Genomic DNA, 15692 nt, shown 5'->3' on the forward strand with positions numbered 1-15692 from the left:
CCCCGCAACCAAATGGTCCCGTGGTGTAGTGGTTAACATGCCTGCCTGTCACGCAGGAGATCGCCGGTTCGACCCCGGTCGGGACCGCCATTTTATATAAAGAAAAGAACGAAACAAGTTGTTTCGTATTTTTTTATTTGTTTTAACAAAAAACTAATAAAGACAGTCAAACTATCCTTAGGAAAACTCCTAAGGACTTTTTTATATATTTAAAACCTGTATAATAAAGAGCAGAGAACATTGTGAGTAAAGTAGGTGAAGTCTGTGAGTAAATATGAAATAACAACAAAATCTTCCGAAGAAACCCAGCGATTATCAGAAAAATTAGGGGGACTTGTAAAGGCACAAGATGTAATTATTTTAGAAGGCGATCTTGGAGCTGGCAAGACGACTTTTACAAAAGGACTAGCAAAAGGTCTTGGAGTGAAAAGAGTCGTAAATAGTCCTACCTTCAATATTATTAAAGAATATAAAGGAAGATTACCGCTATATCATATGGATGTGTATCGTTTAGCGGAAAGTGAAGAAGATTTAGGATTTGATGAGTATTTCTATGGTGAAGGGATTACAGTAGTAGAATGGGCTCATTTAATAGAAGCATATTTACCGAATGAGAAGTTGCAAATTAGTTTATTCCATGCTGGAGATGATACAAGAAAACTTGTACTCGAGCCAATTGGAGATCGCTATATTAGATTATGTGAGGAGCTATTACAAGATGAAAGTACTAGCAATTGATACTTCAAATTACGTAATGGGTGTATCCCTTATTGAGGAAGGGAACGTGATTGGGGAAATCATTACAAATTTAACAAAAAATCATTCTGTACGTCTTATGCCAGCTGTAGAGAAACTGTTAAAAGAATGCGGTATAAAACCGAAAGAATTGACTAAAATTGTTGTAGCAGCTGGACCAGGATCATATACAGGTGTTCGTATAGGTGTGACAGCTGCAAAAACATTAGCTTGGTCACTTCAAATACCAATTGTAGGTGTATCAAGTTTAGAAGTGGTGGCTGCAAATGGTGCTAATTTTAATGGACTAATTTGTCCTTTATTTGATGGCCGACGTGGTCAAATTTACACGGGGTTATATACATATGAAGGAGAGCGTATAACTTCAATAGAAGAAGACCGAATTATTCTTATTGTTGACTGGTTGCAAATGTTAAAAGATAAAGAACAGCCTGTTTTATTTATTGGTAACGATGTTAAATTGCATAAAGAAACAATTGTAGAATATTTAGGTGATCAAGCTGTATTTGCTCCGTTCACTAAAAATAACCCAAGACCAAGTGAATTAGCATTTTTAGGATTACAAAAAGAAGAACAAGACGTGCATACGTTTGTTCCTAGCTATCTTCGTTTAGCTGAAGCTGAAACAAAATGGTTAGAAAGTCAAAAACAATAGGGGCCTACAGAAGATGGATATGATATTTAGAAAGATGGCACTTGATGATATTGCTCAAATTGTAGCTATTGAAGAAGCATCTTTTTCAACCCCTTGGACTGCAGATGCCTTTCACCGTGAATTAGAGATGAATGAACATGCACATTATGTCGTGCTAGAAAAAGATGGTCTCGTAATTGGATATTGTGGATTGTGGATAATTATTGATGAATCACATGTAACAAATATAGCTATCCTACCAGAATACAGAGGTCAAAAGCTAGGGGATGCCTTATTGAAAGAAGTCATTTCCGAAGCGAAAGGGTTAGGAGTAAAAACAATGACACTTGAAGTACGCGTGTCAAATGAAGTAGCAAAGCAGTTATACAGAAAATACGGATTTCAAAATGGTGGGATTCGTAAACGATACTATGCAGACAATCAGGAAGATGGTCTTGTAATGTGGGTGAATATATAATGGAAAAAAATACAATTATACTTGGTGTTGAAACAAGCTGTGATGAAACAGCTGTAGCAGTTGTTAAAAATGGAACGGAAATCATTGCGAATGTCGTTGCATCACAAATTGAAAGTCATAAGCGTTTTGGCGGAGTTGTACCAGAGATTGCATCCCGTCATCATGTAGAAGAAATCACAGTTGTGTTAGAAGAAGCTTTAAAAGAAGCGAATATCACTTTTGAGGATATTGATGCAATTGCTGTAACAGAAGGTCCAGGTTTAGTCGGAGCACTTTTAATAGGTGTAAATGCAGCGAAAGCTGTGGCTTTTGCTCATGATATCCCTCTAGTTGGTGTTCATCATATTGCTGGTCATATTTATGCGAACCGTTTAGTAAAAGAAGTACAATTCCCGTTACTATCGCTTGTTGTATCCGGTGGACATACGGAGCTTGTTTATATGAAAGAACATGGTTCATTTGAAGTGATTGGTGAAACGCGAGATGATGCGGCAGGAGAAGCTTACGATAAAGTAGCTCGTACATTATCAATGCCTTATCCAGGTGGTCCTCATATTGATCGCCTTGCGCATGAAGGAAAACCAACAATTGATTTGCCTCGTGCGTGGCTAGAGCCTGATTCGTATGATTTCAGCTTTAGTGGATTGAAATCAGCAGTTATCAACACTGTGCATAACGCAAAACAGCGCGGTATAGAAATTGCACCAGAAGATTTAGCTGCAAGTTTCCAAGAAAGTGTAATAGATGTACTTGTAACGAAAGCGTCTCGTGCAGCAGATGCTTATAATGTAAAACAAGTGCTTCTTGCTGGTGGAGTAGCTGCTAATAAAGGGCTTCGTGCACGTTTAGCAGCAGAATTTGCACAAAAAGAAAATATAGAGCTAATTATTCCTCCTCTATCTTTATGCACAGATAATGCAGCGATGATTGCGGCTGCAGGTACAATTGCATACGAACAAGGAAAACGCGCTACATTAGCTTTAAATGCAAATCCAGGATTAGATATTGAAGCATAGTTATACACAAAATTAACCACAGCTTGTGGATAAAACCCATATTATCTGTTGATAATATGGGTTTTTTTGTGTACATAAAATGTGCATAACTTTTTGTGAGACTGTGGATAATGTGGAAAAGTTATTTGGAAGTTTATATTATAAAGGTGGATATGTGCATAACCTTGTGGATAACATAGTGGAAGTCTGACCTTTGAAGGAATTCTTTTTTGGGAAATAAAAAACAAGGAGATGTCCAAAAAACATTTTGAAACATCCTCCACTTATTATATAAGTTGCTACTATTGTCAATCCTTGTCGAACCGTTTATATAATTTCATTTACTATGGTATTGATTCCAAAACAGAAAATAAAAAGGAGGGCATCTCGTCAAAAAGCCCGACTTATGAGACATCCTCCTCTTTTAAATTCTCTTATATATGCAGTTTTTCCCATTCTGCCATACAAGCTTCAAGCTGTTCTTGCAGTGTTTGTTTTTTAGTTGTAATTTCACTAGCCTTTTCATAATCTGCATATATTTCTGGTAAGCAAAGCTGGTCTTCTAATGTAGCAATTTCGTCTTCTAAGCCTACGATATTTTGTTCCAGTTCTTCAATTTTTCGAGTGCGTTGACGCTCTAACTGTTTACGCTCTTTTTCTTCGAGATAATTTAATTTTTCTTGAGCTACAGTTTTTTGAACAGGTGCCTGATTTTCTTGCTGTTCTTGTTGTTCAAATGCTGCGCGTTCAATCATTTCATTTTTCTTATCCACATAGTAATCGTAATCACCTAAATACTCTTGTGCACCTTCTGTTGATAACTCAACAACCGTTGTCGTTACGCGATTAATAAAGTAGCGGTCATGAGAGACGAATAGAAGAGTACCTGGGTAATCAATTAAAGCATTCTCCAAAATCTCTTTACTATTTAAATCAAGATGGTTTGTTGGCTCATCGAGAATTAATAAATTGGATTTTTGCATCATAAGTTTTGCAAGAGCTAGTCGAGCCTTTTGTCCACCACTAAGAGAAGATACTGGTTTTAGTACATCATCACCTGTGAATAAAAAGTTGCCTAGTATAGTGCGAATTTCTTTTTCAGGTTGCAATGGATATTCATCCCATAATTCATTTAAAACGCGCTTAGAAGATGTTAAGTTTGCTTGTTCTTGATCATAATAACCAACAGATACATTTGATCCGAAAGCAACGTTTCCATGTAATAGCTGTAACTTATTCACAATGGATTTTAATAATGTAGATTTTCCAATTCCGTTCGGCCCAACTAAGGCAACACTGTCACCGCGAGTTAAGCGCATATTTACATGTTCAATAATCGGTTCCTGATAATAGCCAATAGTTGCATCTTTAACTTGTAAAACATCATTTCCACTTTGTTTTTCAATATCGAAGTGGAAGGAAGCTGATTTAGAATCGCCTAATGGTCTAGCTAATACTTCCATTCTGTCTAATTGTTTACGGCGACTTTGAGCACGTTTTGTCGTAGATGCACGAGCTATATTTTTTTGCACAAAGTCTTCCAGTTTAGAAATTTCATCTTGTTGTTTTTCATAACGCTTCATCTCTTGCTCGTATAGAGCTGATTTTGAGTCTAAATATTTACTGTAGTTACCAACAAATCGTCGGCTTTCCTTATTAGAAATTTCGTATACTTGTGTAACGAGTTTATCTAAGAAATAACGGTCATGGGAAACGATTAAAATCGCACCAGGATAGCCTTGTAAATATTGTTCAAGCCATGTTAGTGTCTCAATATCCAAATGGTTTGTAGGTTCGTCTAAAATAAGTAAGTCTGGTTTCGTTAATAATAATTTCCCAAGAGCTAATCTCGTCTTTTGTCCACCACTTAATGTAGAAATTGTCGTCTGATGTGTTTCAACTGGGAAGCCAAGACCGCTTAAAATCGAGCGTATATCTGCTTCATACTGATAGCCACCTTGATCTTTATAATCTAATTGTAATTGGTCATAATCAGCTAATAATTTCTCGTATATAGCCGCATTTGAAAAGTTTTCTTCTTTTCCCATCTCTTGCTCTAGCCTTCGAAGTTTTATCTCCATCTGCTGCAAGTGTGTAAAGACGGTTAACATTTCATCCCAAATTGTTAAAGCTGTTTCTAATCCGGTATTTTGAGCTAAATACCCCATTGAGACATCTTTCGGTTTTATAATTTCACCACCATCATGAGATAACTCGCCAGCTATTATTTTTAATAATGTAGATTTTCCGGCTCCATTTCGTCCGACTAATGCGATACGATCTTTTGTTTGTACTTCCAATTTTATGTTTGCAAGAATCGTTTCTGCACCGTATAATTTCGAAAGCCCATTCACTTGTAATAATATCAATGTTTTCACCTCAAATAATTTCTTAACTTTGCCATGTTTATATTTCTCAATCATACTAAAAATAGTGTATAGTTTAAAATAAAGAGAGAATACTTCTTCTCTTTATTATACAAGGAAATTCATGAGTGCTAAACTTTTGTATTTGATTCAAGTATACGAATAAAGATAGGAAGAGAGGAGAGGTTATATGGATCAGCAAAAAATTCCACAGGCCACTGCCAAACGATTGCCTCTATACTATCGATTTATCCAAAACTTATCTCTTTCTGGTAAGCAACGTGTTTCATCAGCCGAATTGAGTGAAGCGGTAAAGGTTGATTCCGCAACTATTCGAAGAGATTTTTCATATTTTGGAGCGTTAGGAAAAAAAGGATATGGATATAACGTAAATTATTTATTATCATTTTTCCGTGAAACACTCGACCAAGATGATATAACACGTGTGGCACTTATTGGAGTAGGTAATTTAGGGACCGCTTTCTTACATTATAATTTCACGAAAAACAATAATACGAAAATTGAAATGGCGTTTGATGTTAGTGAAGAGAAAGTTGGAACAGAAATCGGAGGAATTCCTGTATATCATTTGGATGAATTAGAAGAACGTTTATCAACTGATATACAAGTGGCAATATTAACGGTACCCGCTACAGTAGCGCAATCTGTGGCAGATAGATTGGCAGAAACGGACGTGCATGGTATTTTAAATTTCACACCAGCACGCTTAAATGTGTCAGAGAATATAAGAATTCATCACATTGATTTAGCTGTAGAGTTACAAACGCTTGTTTACTTTTTGAAGAATTATCCACAATAAAACGCAGAGGAGATGACCTCTGCGTTTTATTATTGTTTTTTCTTTGTGAATTTAACTAATATAAGGCGAAGTGCCAAATTAAAATCAATTGTTGCCATAACTGCAAATAGTATTGTCCACATATTCCAGATTGTATCTGTTACGTTCGTAATGGCGAAGCGTGTAAAGATACATCCAAGAAGAAAGTACAATGCAGCCATGAACAATGGTGAGTTTCTCATATTAAAAATCCTCCGATAAAGCCTTGCATTTTCTCAGCTTCTTTAATCATTTCTTGAATTTGCTCATTGCTCATGAAAATCTGTCCAATTGCAACTAATGTATTCATTGCCACATGGGCTGCTATAGGAACGATAATGCGTTTCGTTTTTACATATAAGAAGGCGAATACAAGCCCCATAGAAGTGTATACCAATAGGTGAGTAAAATCAAAATGAATTGCTGCGAATACGAGTGAACTAATGATAGCAGCAATAAAGAAGTTAAATCTCTTGTAAAGTGTACCAAATAAAATTTTTCTAAATACAATCTCTTCTAAAATAGGGCCTATAATTGAAACGACAATAAGGAACCAAGGTGTAGTTCGTGCAATTTCCATGAGTCTCATTGTGTTTTCTGAACCTTGTTTAATCTTTAGTAGCTGCATTTCAATCATCCCTGCAAGTATTTGGGAGAAGAAAGCTAAGAAAATACCAATAAAAATCCACCCAATTGTAGCTGGAACAGTAGAGCGCATTTTATCTAAATGTCTGTCACGAATATCTGTTCTGAGTAACCAAAGTACAACGCATAATGCAATGAAAAAGCTAATGATAGCCCAATGACCAGTTATGAGCTGAAGTTTTTCCTCTCTAGTAAATCCCCTATTATCGTATAGTCCAGTTTTCAGGAGAAGCGGTAACCCGGCAATGCCTGATAACTGCATTAAAATGTATGTAACGATAATCCACCAATATTGTTTTTTCAAATGGTTTAACCATCCTTTCTAACGCTAGTGTATGAGATAAGGTAGGATAACATGTAAATATGCTACCTACGATATAAACTTTCATTTGAATTATATTTTTTTTGTAAATAAGTATTTGAAAATAAAATAGGAGACAGGAAAAAGTTGTACGTTTAGCGAAAACAACTTAGGGTGTCTTTCATATTGTAACATACAAGAAGTGGGAACAACGATTCATATAGTAAAGGCAGTAGAAGAAGTAATGCTATATAGGAAAGTGCATAAAGTAATTTGCGAAAAAATTATGATTTTTTTACTTGCAAAAGAAATTGAGATTATTTATTATTAGAAGTGTGTTAGCACTCGTGTGACTTGAGTGCTAATAAATAAAATTTACATAACAAAATGAGGAGGTTATTGTTCATGCTAAAGCCATTAGGTGATCGCGTTGTAATTGAACTTGTTCAAGCAGAAGAAAAAACAGCAAGTGGTATTGTATTACCAGAAACTGCAAAAGAAAAACCACAAGAGGGTAAAGTTATTGCAGTAGGTACAGGCCGAGTGCTTGAAAATGGTGAGCGTGTTGCTTTAGAGGTAGCAGCAGGTGATCTTATCATCTTCTCAAAATATTCAGGTACTGAAGTGAAATACGAAGGTACAGACTACTTGATTTTACGTGAAAGTGACATTTTAGCAATTATCGGTTAATTATATACATTTTAAAAATCCAAGGGGGTCAATTATTATGGCAAAAGATATTAAATTTAGTGAAGAAGCACGTCGTTCGATGCTTCGCGGTGTCGACACTCTTGCAAACGCAGTAAAAGTAACGCTTGGGCCAAAAGGTCGTAACGTTGTACTTGAGAAAAAATTCGGTTCACCACTTATTACAAATGACGGTGTAACAATCGCAAAAGAAATCGAATTAGAAGATGCATTCGAAAACATGGGTGCGAAATTAGTAGCAGAAGTTGCTAGCAAAACAAACGATGTAGCTGGTGACGGAACGACAACTGCAACTGTATTAGCGCAAGCTATGATTCGTGAAGGTCTTAAAAACGTAACAGCTGGTGCAAACCCAATGGGTCTTCGTAAAGGTATCGAAAAAGCTGTTACTGCTGCAATTGAAGAATTAAAAGCGATTTCTAAACCAATCGAAGGTAAATCTTCTATCGCACAAGTAGCTGCTATTTCTTCGGCTGACGAAGAAGTAGGTCAATTAATCGCTGAAGCAATGGAGCGCGTTGGTAACGACGGCGTTATTACTTTAGAAGAATCTAAAGGATTCACAACAGAATTAGACGTAGTAGAAGGTATGCAATTTGATCGTGGATATGCATCCCCTTACATGATTACTGATTCTGACAAAATGGAAGCGGTTCTTGATAACCCATACATTTTAATTACTGACAAAAAGATTTCTAACATCCAAGAAATCTTACCAGTATTAGAGCAAGTGGTACAACAAGGTAAACCACTTCTTATCATTGCTGAAGATGTAGAAGGCGAAGCTTTAGCTACATTAGTAGTGAACAAACTTCGTGGTACATTCAATGTAGTAGCTGTTAAAGCTCCTGGATTTGGTGACCGTCGTAAAGCAATGCTAGAAGATATCGCAATCTTAACTGGTGGCGAAGTAATCACTGAAGAATTAGGACGTGACTTAAAATCTGCTACAGTTGAATCTTTAGGACGCGCTGGTAAAATCGTTGTAACGAAAGAAAACACAACTGTAGTTGAAGGTATTGGAAACACACAACAAATCGAAGCTCGCATCGGTCAAATCCGTGCGCAATTAGAAGAAACAACTTCTGAATTCGATCGTGAAAAATTACAAGAGCGTCTTGCTAAACTTGCGGGCGGCGTAGCAGTAATTAAAGTAGGTGCAGCAACTGAAACTGAGTTAAAAGAGCGCAAACTTCGCATTGAAGATGCACTTAACTCAACTCGTGCAGCAGTAGAAGAAGGTATCGTTGCAGGTGGTGGTACTTCACTTATGAACGTATACACAAAAGTAGCTTCTATCGTAGCTGAAGGCGACGAAGCAACAGGTATCAACATCGTACTTCGTGCACTAGAAGAGCCAGTTCGTCAAATCGCAATCAACGCTGGTCTAGAAGGATCTGTAGTTGTAGAGCGTCTAAAAGGCGAAAAAGTAGGCGTTGGTTTCAACGCAGCTACTGGCGAATGGGTTAACATGCTTGAGTCTGGTATCGTAGATCCAGCTAAAGTAACTCGTTCTGCACTTCAAAACGCAGCATCTGTTGCAGCTATGTTCTTAACGACTGAAGCTGTAGTTGCTGACAAGCCAGAACCAGCTGGTGCTGCTGGAATGCCTGACATGGGCGGCATGGGCATGGGCGGTATGGGCGGAATGATGTAATTTCGTTTGCCCGAAAAACATCCACTTCTATATAGAAGTGGATGTTTTTTTGTGTTTTTGAGTGCAGGAAATTAATTTCTGTAGAATTTTGTCGCTTTCTCTCTTGACCATACTGATACTTCATTGTTAGAATCTAGGAAGATAATATAAAACGATCCTTCATATATCCTCAATGATATGGTTTGAGAGTCTCTACCGGGTTACCGTAAACAACCTGACTATGAAGGCAGTGTGTCTTATATTTATAAAGAGCGGAGACTATCTTTCTTTCTTTATAAAGCCAGACCCCTGCCTTTTCTTTGTTATGAGACTAGAGGCGGAGGACTGGCTTTTTTTATTATATTGGTAATGCTTTTCGCCAAATTGGTGAAAATATTTATATACGAGAACTAACGTTGGGGTGATTATTTTGAAAAAGCAACACGATACAATTATCGTTTTAGATTTTGGGAGTCAGTACAATCAGTTAATAGCACGTCGAATTCGTGAGTTCGGTGTATACAGTGAACTTCATCCGCATACAATTACTGCAGAAGAAATTAAAGCAATGAATCCAAAAGGGATTATTTTCTCTGGTGGACCAAATAGTGTATACGGTGAAGGTGCATTACATTGTGATGAAAAAATCTTTGAACTAGGATTACCGATTTTCGGTATTTGTTACGGTATGCAGCTTATGACGCAACACTTCGGTGGTAAAGTAGAACGTGCAAACCACCGTGAGTACGGAAAAGCTATTCTTAAAGTAGAGAACGAATCAAAATTATATGCGAATCTTCCAGAAGAGCAAGTTGTATGGATGAGCCATGGTGACTTAGTAACTGGCTTACCTGAAGGGTTCGTAGTAGATGCAACAAGTGAGTCTTGTCCAATTGCTGGTATGAGCAATGAAGAGGAAAACTTATATGGTGTACAATTCCACCCAGAAGTACGTCACTCTGAGCACGGTAACGATTTAATTAAAAACTTCGTATTCGGCGTATGTGGTTGTTCTGAAGGATGGAACATGGAGAACTTTATCGAAGTAGAATTAGAGAAGATCCGTGAAACTGTTGGAGACAAAAAAGTACTATGCGCACTTAGCGGCGGTGTAGACTCTTCTGTTGTAGCAGTATTAATTCATAAGGCGATTGGTGACCAATTAACATGTATTTTCGTGGACCACGGTTTACTTCGTAAAGATGAAGCAGAAGGTGTTATGAAAACATTTAGCGAAGGCTTCCATATGAACGTTATTAAAGTGGATGCACAAGAGCGCTTCATGAACAAGTTAAAAGGTGTAGAAGATCCAGAACAAAAACGTAAAATCATTGGTAATGAATTCATTTACGTATTTGATGATGAAGCTTCTAAATTACAAGGAATGGACTTCCTAGCGCAGGGTACACTTTACACGGACATCGTTGAAAGTGGTACAGCAACTGCACAAACAATTAAATCTCACCATAACGTTGGTGGACTTCCTGAAGACATGCAGTTCAAATTAATTGAGCCTTTAAACACTTTATTTAAAGATGAAGTACGTGTATTAGGATCAGAATTAGGAATTCCTGATGAAATCGTATGGCGTCAACCGTTCCCAGGTCCAGGACTTGGTATTCGTGTATTAGGTGAAATCACAGAAGAGAAATTAGAAATCGTTCGTGAATCTGATGCGATTTTACGTGAAGAAATTATAAAAGCAGGATTAGACCGTGAAGTTTGGCAATACTTCACTGCGCTTCCTGGTATGCGTAGCGTAGGTGTTATGGGTGACGAGCGTACTTACGATTACACAGTAGGTATTCGTGCAGTAACATCTATCGATGGTATGACAGCTGACTGGGCACGTATCCCTTGGGACGTATTAGAGAAAATCTCTGTACGTATCGTAAACGAAGTAAAACACGTTAACCGTATCGTGTATGATATAACGAGTAAGCCACCAGCAACTATTGAGTGGGAATAGTATTGTAATAAAAAAGATCCATCTATCGTTTATGTATAGATGGATCTTTTTATTTTTTTTGGGGTTAATACGAACGAAGTTACGAAAGTTTATAAAAATGTTCGTTTTTAAATTGACAAAACTACCTCATCGAGTTAATATGAGTATGTAATTCAAACGAAAAGTGAATATTATGCCGTCGTATAATATCGGGGATATGGCCCGAAAGTTTCTACCTAGCTACCGTAAATGGCTTGACTACGAGGCGTTTGTATAAAGATGAGGGGAAACTTGTCTTTGTTTATAGAACGCTTCCATGTATATGCAATGGGAGCCTTTTTTATTTTTATAGATAAAAGAGGGCTAGGGTGAAATACGGCGAGTAATCATATAACGGGGGAAACATAGGATGAAACGCTATTTTCAGTTTGATGAGCTCGGTACGAATTATAAGACTGAGTTCATAGCAGGGTTAACGACATTTCTATCTATGGCTTACGTACTATTTGTCAATCCTGCTACGCTGTCGCTTGGAAATGTTAAAGGGTTACCAGCAGGTACAGGAATGGATCCAGGTGCAGTATTCGTTGCTACAGCATTAGCAGCGGCGATTGGTTCGTTAATTATGGGGATATTTGCGAAGTATCCGATTGCTTTAGCGCCAGGTATGGGAATAAACGCGTTCTTTGCTTATACAGCGGTGTTAACGATGGGAATTCCGTGGCAAACGGCGATTGCTGGAACATTAATGTCAGGTATTATCTTTATTATTCTTACTGCTTCAGGCATTCGTGAAAAAATCATTAATGCAATTCCAGTAGAGTTAAAGTTTGCAGTAGCGGCGGGTATTGGATTATTCATTGCCTTCCTTGGATTCCAAAACGCTGGAATTATCGTAAAGAATGATGCTGTTCTTGTTGGGTTGGGGGACTTAACAAAGGGCACAACGTTACTAGCAATCTTCGGAGTTGTTACTACAATCATTTTCATGATTAAAAAAATAAATGGTGCAGTTTTCTACGGCATGATTCTTACGGCGATCTTAGGAGTAGCGACTGGATTAATTGATACACCGAAAGCTGTAGTGGGAGCAATACCGAGTCTAGAACCAACGTTCGGGGTAGCGTTAACTCACTTTGGAGACATTTTCACTGTTGAAATGGGTATTGTTATTATAACGTTCTTCTTTATCGATTTCTTTGATACAGCAGGTACGCTTGTGGCGGTTGCGAATCAAGCGGGATTAATGAAGAACAATAAATTACCACGTGCAGGAAAAGCACTCTTTGCAGATGCGATTGCAACTGTAATCGGTGCGATCTTAGGTACATCAACAACAACGTCTTATATTGAATCTTCTGCAGGGGTAGCAGCGGGTGGACGTTCTGGATTTACAGCAGTTGTAACAGCAGGGTTCTTCTTACTGGCACTATTCTTCTCGCCACTATTAAGTGTTGTGACACCAGCTGTAACAGCGCCAGCATTAATTATTGTAGGAATCTTGATGGTTTCATCTTTAGGAGAAATTGATTGGAAGAAATTCGAGATTGCAGTACCAGCATTCTTTACTATCATTTCAATGCCACTTACGTATAGTATCGCAACAGGAATTGCAATCGGATTTATCTTCTATCCAATTACAATGGTTGTGAGTGGCCGTCGTAAAGAGATTCATCCAATTATGTATGTTATGGGAGTTTTATTTGTACTATATTTCATCTACGTTCGTAAATAAAAGGGGTTTTTTGAAAGGTCTAGACTTAAGGGGAGTCTAGACCTTTTTTTGTGTCTTCAGAAAATCTTAAGGATTTCCGAGCGTTTTTCTTCAGAAATTTTCTTATAATAGAAGTTAGGGATTAAAAATGATGGGGGAGATATTATGGCCGGGGAAACAATACTTGTCGTAGATGATGAAAAAGAAATTAGGCACCTTATTACAATATATTTAAAGAACGAAGGATATAAAGTACTGCAAGCAGGGGACGGAGAAGAAGGGTTACGTATAATAGAAGAAAATGAAGTGCATTTAGTTGTATTAGATATTATGATGCCGAAAGTAGATGGTATTCATATGTGTATGAAGGTAAGAGAAGCGAAAGAAATGCCGATTATTATGCTTTCAGCAAAAACGCAGGATATGGATAAAATTTTAGGGTTAACGACAGGTGCAGATGATTATGTAACGAAACCATTTAATCCGTTAGAGCTAATTGCAAGAATTAAATCGCAGCTACGTCGCTATATGAAAATGAATGGTTTTGCTATTCAAAATGAGGACGAGTTAGAAATTGGAGATATGGCAATAAACATCTCAACTCATAAAGTCCTTGTAGAGGGAGAAGAAGTGAAGCTAACTCCAAGGGAATTTTCAATTTTAGAATTGCTAGCTCGTAATCCGGGTATGGTCTTTAGTGCGGAGCAAATTTATGAAAAGGTTTGGAACGAAAGATCTTTCCAGTCTGATAATACTGTAATGGTACATATTCGGAAAGTGCGTGAAAAAATCGAGGAGAATCCGAGGAAGCCAAGATATATAAAAACGGTATGGGGAGTGGGGTATAAGATTGAAAAAGATATTTAATCCATTCACTTATATTAGAAAAGCCAGAAGGCTAATTGAGAAATTAGTAAAGAGTGTTCAGCGGAGTATACGAATTCAGCTTATTACTACTTTTGCCGCTTGTGCGTTATTAGGAGTTTTGTCGGCGAAAGCAGCTGCACCATTTTTTGAAAATGCGAATCGTAAAGCGACTATCGATTATCGAGCTGGCATGGAACAAATTAACCAACAAGCTCAAAGGGCCGCAAATAGTTCGGTTCATGAAAATAAATTAGAAGCGATATCAAATATGATCGAAAGGGAGAACCAAAATTTAGAGCGAGGATCTAGAGCTTTAAAGATATTGGTTACTGATGAAAGTGGTAAGGTTGTATATAAAACGAAGCAGGCGCAAGAAGAGCAAATAGATTTGCATAATACGATTCGTAATGCAGCATCGTTTGCGATTAATTATGTAAATGGTAGAAATGAATTTGAAAGTACGAGAAAAGAATTTATAGCTTTTGCCCCTATTACAATTGAAGGAAAGAATTTGTACATGTTTGTTAGTGGGATTCCGGAAGGTGAAGTAATGTATGCTACGCAAGAAGGACCATTCCCATTTTTAATTGGTGTCCTTGTATTCATTTTCTCTTTCTTCTATATAACAAAGAGAAAGATGAAGCAAATTGAAGCGATGGCACAAGGTGTAAAGGAAATAGAAAAAGGAAACTTAGCGTACCGTATTGAGAAAAAGAGTGAAGATGAGATTGCAGCTTTAACTGAGAATATTAACAATATGGCAGAAGAGCTTATGAATAATATAGAAAAAGAGCGTAAATTAGAAAAGCAGAAAAACGAGCTTATTACGAATGTATCTCATGATTTACGTACACCACTTACTTCTATTATGGGTTACTTGAGATTACTTCGAGATTCTAAATATGAAAATAAAGAACAACATGATGAATATACAAGAATTGCTTTTGCAAAGTCGGAGCAGTTAAAGAATTTAATAGAAGACTTATTTGAGTATACGAAGTTAACGAATGAACAAGTTGTATTAGAAAAACAAGAAGTATGTGTAAATGAGTTGCTTGATCAATTAATAGAAGAGTTAGTACCACAGGCAGAAGAGCATGGACTTGCGTTTGTTAAGAGATTTCCTGAAGAACGTGCGCATGCAATGATTGACTCGGAAAAGATGGTCCGTGTATTCGACAACTTGCTAATGAATGCGATTAAGTATAGTAAAGATGATGGAGAGATAAAAGTTTCTCTGCAAAGGCAGCGCAGGGATATGCAAATTGTTATTGCAAATCATAGTGAAGAGTTTACGAGAGAAGAGTTAGGGAACTTGTTTGAACGGTTTTATAAGAAAGATCAATCTAGAAGTAGAGTAACAGAAGGTTCGGGGCTCGGATTAGCTATTGCGAAAAGTATTGTTGAGTTGCAAGGTGGTAGTATTCGAGCTGAGTATGAGGACGGGATCGTTCAGTTCATTGTTTCATTACCAATTATAGAAAAATAATAAATGAATAGAATTTTATAGGATAAAAAGGCTTGTTTTAAAAGGAATAAGTCTTTTTATATTTTTTTAGAAAAACATATTGACGATTAGAGTTTAGAGGTGTAATATAGAACAAGTCGCCGATAGCAAAAACGCAGAAAGCGACAAAAGAAATAAAAAAACTTGGTTGACATTGAAATATGAAAATGTTAACATAAGGGAGTCGCAAATGAGCGACAAACAAGTTCTTTGAAAACTGAACGAAACAAACAACGTAAACGTCAATTTTTATTTTTAGATGCTAGACAAACTAACTTTATTGGAGAGTTTGATCCTGG

At 37.0% G+C, this 15692-nt stretch carries 14 protein-coding genes, 1 tRNA gene and 2 riboswitches; of the genes, 12 read left to right on the forward strand and 3 right to left on the reverse strand.

The genetic code is table 11. From position 1 onward, the window contains the following. Positions 1-14: 14 nt before the first annotated feature. From ACFWDE_RS26665 to tsaD, 5 genes are all read left to right on the forward strand, one after another. Positions 15-90: transfer RNA gene (locus ACFWDE_RS26665), tRNA-Asp, on the forward strand. A 174-nt stretch (positions 91-264) separates the two neighbouring features. Further along, complete coding sequence (tsaE, locus tag ACFWDE_RS26670; RefSeq protein ID WP_377895868.1) at positions 265-738, forward strand: tRNA (adenosine(37)-N6)-threonylcarbamoyltransferase complex ATPase subunit type 1 TsaE; 474 nt, start codon at positions 265-267, stop codon at positions 736-738. Further along, positions 719-1411 carry a tRNA (adenosine(37)-N6)-threonylcarbamoyltransferase complex dimerization subunit type 1 TsaB gene (tsaB, locus tag ACFWDE_RS26675; RefSeq protein ID WP_377895870.1) on the forward strand — a complete coding sequence of 231 codons (693 nt, stop codon included), beginning with the start codon at positions 719-721 and terminating at the stop codon, positions 1409-1411. Before tsaE ends, tsaB begins: the two co-directional genes overlap by 20 nt. Positions 1412-1424: 13 nt before the next feature. Then, complete coding sequence (rimI, locus tag ACFWDE_RS26680; protein ID WP_002159529.1) at positions 1425-1868, forward strand: ribosomal protein S18-alanine N-acetyltransferase; 444 nt, start codon at positions 1425-1427, stop codon at positions 1866-1868. Continuing rightward, positions 1868-2884, forward strand: a complete 1017-nt coding sequence (gene tsaD, locus ACFWDE_RS26685; protein ID WP_377895872.1) for a tRNA (adenosine(37)-N6)-threonylcarbamoyltransferase complex transferase subunit TsaD — start codon at positions 1868-1870, stop codon at positions 2882-2884. Before rimI ends, tsaD begins: the two co-directional genes overlap by 1 nt. 413 nt (positions 2885-3297) lie before the next feature. Here the strand turns inward: tsaD and ACFWDE_RS26690 are convergent, their stop codons facing one another. After that, entirely contained in the window at positions 3298-5232 is a 1935-nt protein-coding gene (locus tag ACFWDE_RS26690) for an ABC-F family ATP-binding cassette domain-containing protein (protein ID WP_377895874.1), read from the reverse strand. Positions 5233-5419: 187 nt separating this feature from the next. Here ACFWDE_RS26690 and ACFWDE_RS26695 point away from each other — a divergent pair, with 187 nt between their 5' ends. Continuing rightward, positions 5420-6049: a redox-sensing transcriptional repressor Rex gene (locus ACFWDE_RS26695; RefSeq protein ID WP_002113443.1), complete on the forward strand. Its 630-nt coding sequence runs from the start codon at positions 5420-5422 to the stop codon at positions 6047-6049. Positions 6050-6078: 29 nt separating this feature from the next. On the opposite strand, the gene ACFWDE_RS26700 is transcribed toward ACFWDE_RS26695, so the two are convergent. Both ACFWDE_RS26700 and ACFWDE_RS26705 read right to left on the reverse strand, forming a co-directional pair. After that, a complete protein-coding gene (locus tag ACFWDE_RS26700; RefSeq protein ID WP_001246201.1) occupies positions 6079-6270 on the reverse strand; it encodes a YdiK family protein in 192 nt (63 codons plus the stop codon). Next, entirely contained in the window at positions 6267-7016 is a 750-nt protein-coding gene (locus ACFWDE_RS26705) for a CPBP family intramembrane glutamic endopeptidase (RefSeq protein ID WP_377895875.1), read from the reverse strand. Before ACFWDE_RS26705 ends, ACFWDE_RS26700 begins: the two co-directional genes overlap by 4 nt. Before the next feature lie 402 nt (positions 7017-7418). On the opposite strand from ACFWDE_RS26705, the gene groES reads away from it, so the two are divergent. The 6 genes from groES to ACFWDE_RS26735 all read left to right on the forward strand — a co-directional run bounded on the left by groES (position 7419) and on the right by ACFWDE_RS26735 (position 15375). Next, positions 7419-7703 (forward strand): co-chaperone GroES, encoded by a 285-nt coding sequence (gene groES / locus ACFWDE_RS26710; protein ID WP_377895876.1) that lies wholly within the window; start codon positions 7419-7421, stop codon positions 7701-7703. Positions 7704-7740: 37 nt separating this feature from the next. Next, entirely contained in the window at positions 7741-9378 is a 1638-nt protein-coding gene (groL, locus tag ACFWDE_RS26715) for a chaperonin GroEL (protein WP_377895877.1), read from the forward strand. Between the two features lie 139 nt (positions 9379-9517). Next, positions 9518-9619, forward strand: a riboswitch (purine riboswitch). 168 nt (positions 9620-9787) lie between these two features. Continuing rightward, the gene (guaA, locus tag ACFWDE_RS26720) at positions 9788-11326 is read left to right on the forward strand and encodes a glutamine-hydrolyzing GMP synthase (RefSeq protein ID WP_377895879.1); all 1539 of its coding nucleotides are present in this window, start codon (positions 9788-9790) and stop codon (positions 11324-11326) included. 158 nt (positions 11327-11484) lie between these two features. Further along, positions 11485-11586, forward strand: a riboswitch (purine riboswitch). A 128-nt stretch (positions 11587-11714) separates the two neighbouring features. Beyond that, positions 11715-13040 (forward strand): NCS2 family permease, encoded by a 1326-nt coding sequence (locus ACFWDE_RS26725; protein ID WP_002151426.1) that lies wholly within the window; start codon positions 11715-11717, stop codon positions 13038-13040. Positions 13041-13184: 144 nt separating this feature from the next. After that, positions 13185-13886: a response regulator transcription factor gene (locus ACFWDE_RS26730; RefSeq protein ID WP_377895882.1), complete on the forward strand. Its 702-nt coding sequence runs from the start codon at positions 13185-13187 to the stop codon at positions 13884-13886. Next, positions 13870-15375, forward strand: a complete 1506-nt coding sequence (locus tag ACFWDE_RS26735; protein WP_377895883.1) for a sensor histidine kinase — start codon at positions 13870-13872, stop codon at positions 15373-15375. Before ACFWDE_RS26730 ends, ACFWDE_RS26735 begins: the two co-directional genes overlap by 17 nt. The last annotated feature ends 317 nt before the right edge of the window (positions 15376-15692 follow it).

Origin of the sequence: Bacillus sp. NPDC060175 (genome assembly GCF_042728695.1) — a bacterium.
Lineage (GTDB): Bacteria > Bacillota > Bacilli > Bacillales > Bacillaceae_G > Bacillus_A.

Coding starts and splice junctions, on each gene's coding strand:
- ACFWDE_RS26700 (WP_001246201.1), bottom strand. CDS start 6,270: ATGAGAAACTCACCATTGTTCATGGCTGCATTGTACTTTCTTCTTGGA.
- ACFWDE_RS26695 (WP_002113443.1), top strand. CDS start 5,420: ATGGATCAGCAAAAAATTCCACAGGCCACTGCCAAACGATTGCCTCTA.
- ACFWDE_RS26730 (WP_377895882.1), top strand. CDS start 13,185: ATGGCCGGGGAAACAATACTTGTCGTAGATGATGAAAAAGAAATTAGG.
- tsaD (WP_377895872.1), top strand. CDS start 1,868: ATGGAAAAAAATACAATTATACTTGGTGTTGAAACAAGCTGTGATGAA.
- ACFWDE_RS26725 (WP_002151426.1), top strand. CDS start 11,715: ATGAAACGCTATTTTCAGTTTGATGAGCTCGGTACGAATTATAAGACT.
- rimI (WP_002159529.1), top strand. CDS start 1,425: ATGGATATGATATTTAGAAAGATGGCACTTGATGATATTGCTCAAATT.
- groL (WP_377895877.1), top strand. CDS start 7,741: ATGGCAAAAGATATTAAATTTAGTGAAGAAGCACGTCGTTCGATGCTT.
- tsaB (WP_377895870.1), top strand. CDS start 719: ATGAAAGTACTAGCAATTGATACTTCAAATTACGTAATGGGTGTATCC.
- groES (WP_377895876.1), top strand. CDS start 7,419: ATGCTAAAGCCATTAGGTGATCGCGTTGTAATTGAACTTGTTCAAGCA.